The sequence below is a fragment of the Lutimonas sp. genome (genome assembly GCF_051011215.1).
GTDB lineage: Bacteria > Bacteroidota > Bacteroidia > Flavobacteriales > Flavobacteriaceae > Lutimonas.
In genome coordinates this window covers 1-3906 of the sequence record NZ_JBPCUJ010000095.1, presented here as the reverse complement: position 1 = coordinate 3906, position 3906 = coordinate 1, and the positions used below count along the sequence as shown (strand labels likewise).

At 37.7% G+C, this 3906-nt stretch carries 5 protein-coding genes; all 5 read right to left on the bottom strand.

What is annotated here, in order from left to right; genetic code table 11:
- Positions 1-425, bottom strand: a 425-nt coding sequence (gene rplC / locus ACR2MV_RS08420) for a 50S ribosomal protein L3 (protein ID WP_434021465.1), incomplete at its 3' end; no start/stop codon positions are given.
- 155 nt (positions 426-580) lie between these two features.
- On the bottom strand, positions 581-886 hold the full coding sequence (rpsJ, locus tag ACR2MV_RS08415) for a 30S ribosomal protein S10 (RefSeq protein ID WP_224926449.1): 306 nt from the start codon (positions 884-886) through the stop codon (positions 581-583).
- A gap of 19 nt (positions 887-905) precedes the next feature.
- Positions 906-3029, bottom strand: a complete 2124-nt coding sequence (gene fusA / locus ACR2MV_RS08410) for an elongation factor G (protein ID WP_434021464.1) — start codon at positions 3027-3029, stop codon at positions 906-908.
- 11 nt (positions 3030-3040) lie between these two features.
- The gene (gene rpsG, locus ACR2MV_RS08405; protein ID WP_434021463.1) at positions 3041-3517 is read right to left on the bottom strand and encodes a 30S ribosomal protein S7; all 477 of its coding nucleotides are present in this window, start codon (positions 3515-3517) and stop codon (positions 3041-3043) included.
- Positions 3518-3535: 18 nt separating this feature from the next.
- Positions 3536-3906: 30S ribosomal protein S12 (gene rpsL / locus ACR2MV_RS08400; protein ID WP_434021462.1), on the bottom strand; the 371-nt coding region annotated here is incomplete at its 5' end.

Sequence of the window (3906 nt, the reverse complement as noted above, 5' to 3'; positions counted from 1 at the left end):
GGAGCTCTATTCATACTTTGCTGACCGTGAGTTCTTTCAGAACCTGCAAAACCATGACGCTTTACAACACCCTGAAACCCTTTACCTTTAGATGTTCCAGAAACATCTACAAATTCACCTTCTTCAAAATGATCAACTAATACCTGATCACCTAATTTTAAGTCTTGCTCAAATCCTTGAAATTCAACGACACGTCTTTTAGCAGTAGTTCCAGCCTTTTTAAAATGGCCGTTAAGCGCCTTATTAGACTGCTTTTCTGCTTTGTCATCGAAACCAAGTTGCAAGGCTTCATACCCGTCAACCTCTTTGGTTCTGACTTGGGTAACCACACAAGGACCTGCTTGAATAACGGTACATGGAATATTCTTTCCATTCTCGTCATAAATACTGGTCATTCCTATTTTTTTTCCTATTAACCCAGACATTCTACTTTAATTTAATTATTATTCTTCCTATTTAAAAAAACAGGGCCAAAATATGTTCAGCCCTGAATATATTTTTTCCGTTTTTCCCTCGTCAATCGCTCAGGACAAGTAACCGAGAACATCATTCTCAGCCTTTGATATCAATTTCTAACTACTTAGACTTTGATCTCTACTTCAACACCACTTGGTAACTCTAACTTCATTAGAGCATCAATTGTTTTCGATGAAGAACTATAGATATCTAAAATTCTTTTAAACGCACTCAATTGAAATTGCTCTCTTGACTTTTTGTTTACGTGTGGTGAACGCAATACTGTAAAGATTTTCTTATGAGTTGGCAATGGGATTGGCCCATTTACAACAGCACCGGTATTCTTTACTGTTTTTACAATCTTCTCAGCAGATTTATCTACTAAGTTGTGATCGTAAGACTTTAATTTTATTCTAATTTTCTGACTCATTTTATCTCTTTTTAGTAGATTAACCTTGTGCTTTTTTGATCACTTCTTCAGATACACTTGCCGGTGTTTTCTCGTAATGAGAAAATTCCATCGTAGAAGTAGCTCTACCTGATGACAATGTTCTTAGTGTTGTAACATATCCAAACATTTCAGATAAAGGAACATTCGCTTTAACAACTTTTGCTCCAGCTCTGTCATCCATCGCATTAACCTGACCTCTTCTTCTATTTAAATCACCAACAATATCACCCATGTTTTCTTCTGGAGTAACAACCTCCAACTTCATGATAGGCTCAAGGATAACAGCACCAGCAGCATTTGCAGCAGATTTATATCCCATTTTAGCAGCCAATTCGAAAGAAAGCGCATCCGAATCCACCGGGTGGAACGAACCATCTTTCAAAGTAATCTTCATGGTATCCATTTCATAACCAGCCAAAGGACCGTTCTTCATAGCCATCTTGAATCCTTTTTCAACAGCAGGAACAAATTCCTTAGGAATATTACCCCCTTTAATTGTGTTGACGAATTGTAAGCCAGTTCCTTCAAAATCCTCATCTGCAGGTCCCATTTCAAATACAATATCCGCAAACTTACCACGACCACCAGATTGCTTTTTGTAAACTTCTCTCTGATCAGCAGTACGAGTTATTGCCTCTTTGTATTCAACTTGTGGTTCACCTTCGTTCACCTCAACTTTAAATTCACGCTTCAAACGATCAATCAAAATCTCAAGGTGAAGTTCACCCATACCAGAAATAATTGTTTGACCTGATGCTTCATCAGTTCTCACCTGGAATGTAGGATCTTCTTCAGCCAATTTACCAAGTCCGATACCTAACTTATCCACATCGGCTTTGGTCTTTGGCTCAACAGCCACACCAATTACCGGATCTGGAAAATCCATTGATTCTAAAACAATAGGAGCATCTAAAGAAGACATCGTATCACCGGTTTTAATATCTTTAAAACCTACTGCTGCACCAATATCACCAGCTTCGATATAATCTACCGAATTCTGCTTGTTAGAGTGCATTTGATAAATACGAGAAATTCTTTCTTTTTTACCAGACCTGTTATTTAAAATATAAGATCCTGCATCCAACCTTCCAGAATAGGTTCTAAAAAATGCCAACCTACCTACAAAAGGGTCAGTAGCAATTTTAAACGCCAACGCTGAAAAAGGTTCTTTTACTGAAGGTTTTCTTGCAACTTCTTCTTCTGTATCAGGATTCATCCCAACAATTGCTTCTTTGTCTATTGGAGAAGGTAAATACCTACATACTCCGTCTAACAAAAACTGAACACCTTTATTCTTAAATGCTGATCCACAAATCATAGGAATGATCGCCATATCCATCACTGCGGCTCTCAATGCATTGTGCACTTCTTCTTCAGTAATAGAATCTTCATCTTCCATAAATTTCTCTAAAAGGTTTTCATCATAAGATGCCACCTCTTCAATCAGCAAAGCTCTGTATTGAGCTGCTTCTTCTTTTAATTCTTCAGGAATGTCGATGATGTCAAAAGTTGAACCAAATGATTCATCCTTCCAAACAATCGCTCTGTTTTTTACTAAATCTACAATTCCTTTAAAATCACTTTCCTCACCAATTGGAAGAACGATAGGCACAGCATTTGAACCTAACATTTCTTTCACCTGAGTACAAACCTTTAAAAAGTCTGACCCCTGTCTATCCATTTTGTTGACGAAACCAATTCTTGGCACCTTATAATTGTCTGCCAATCTCCAGTTAGTTTCTGATTGAGGCTCAACACCATCAACAGCACTAAAAAGAAAAACCAATCCATCAAGTACTCTTAACGAACGGTTTACCTCAACTGTAAAATCAACGTGACCAGGAGTGTCAATAATATTAAAATGGTAGCCTTTTGCATCTGAAGTCGGAACACCGTTTTCAGTTGGGAACTGCCATGTACAAGTAGTTGCAGCAGAAGTAATGGTAATACCTCTTTCCTGCTCCTGCTCCATCCAGTCCATTGTTGCAGCACCATCATGAACTTCACCAATCTTATGTGAAACTCCCGTATAGTAAAGTATTCTTTCAGTAGTAGTGGTTTTACCGGCATCAATATGCGCAGCAATCCCAATATTTCTAGTTAATTTTAAATCTCTTGCCATTCTCCTATGAATTAAAATCTAAAGTGAGAGAATGCCTTATTCGCATCCGCCATTTTGTGAACATCTACTCTTTTCTTAACGGCTGCTCCTTCTTCTTTCACAGCTGCTAAAATCTCTCCTGCAAGTCTTTGAGACATACTTTTCTCATTTCTTTTTCTTGCATAAAGAATCATCCATTTAATTGCCATAGAAATCTTTCTATCAGCTCTAATAGGCATAGGGATTTGAAAAGTAGCTCCACCAACTCTACGGCTTCTTACTTCAACGTGAGGCATCACATTAGATAATCCTTCTTTCCACATTTCCAAAGCAGATTTTTCTTCATCTTGCTTTTTCTCTTCTACGATATCTAAAGCGTCATAAAACACCTTAAATGCAACAGATTTTTTACCATCCAACATCAAGTTGTTTACAAACCTTGTAACCAACTGATCATTAAACTTCGGATCCGGTAAAAGGATCCTTTTCTTTGAAAGTCTTTTTCTCATTGTTCCTTACTTAAAAAATTATTTCTTTGGACGTTTAGTTCCGTATTTGGAACGACGCTGAGTTCGTCCCTCTACTCCTGCTGTGTCCAAAGCACCACGAACAATGTGATATTTTACACCAGGTAAATCCTTTACTCTTCCTCCTCTAACCAATACTATCGAGTGTTCTTGTAAATTATGTCCTTCTCCTGGGATGTATGCATTCACTTCATTACCATTGGTCAACCTTACCCTAGCAACTTTTCTCATTGCTGAATTAGGTTTTTTTGGTGTAGTAGTGTAAACACGCGTACAAACTCCACGACGTTGAGGACAAGAATTCAAAGCAGCCGATTTATTCTTCTTGGTTGTTTTGGTCCTTCCTTTTCGTACTAATTGTTGAATAGTTG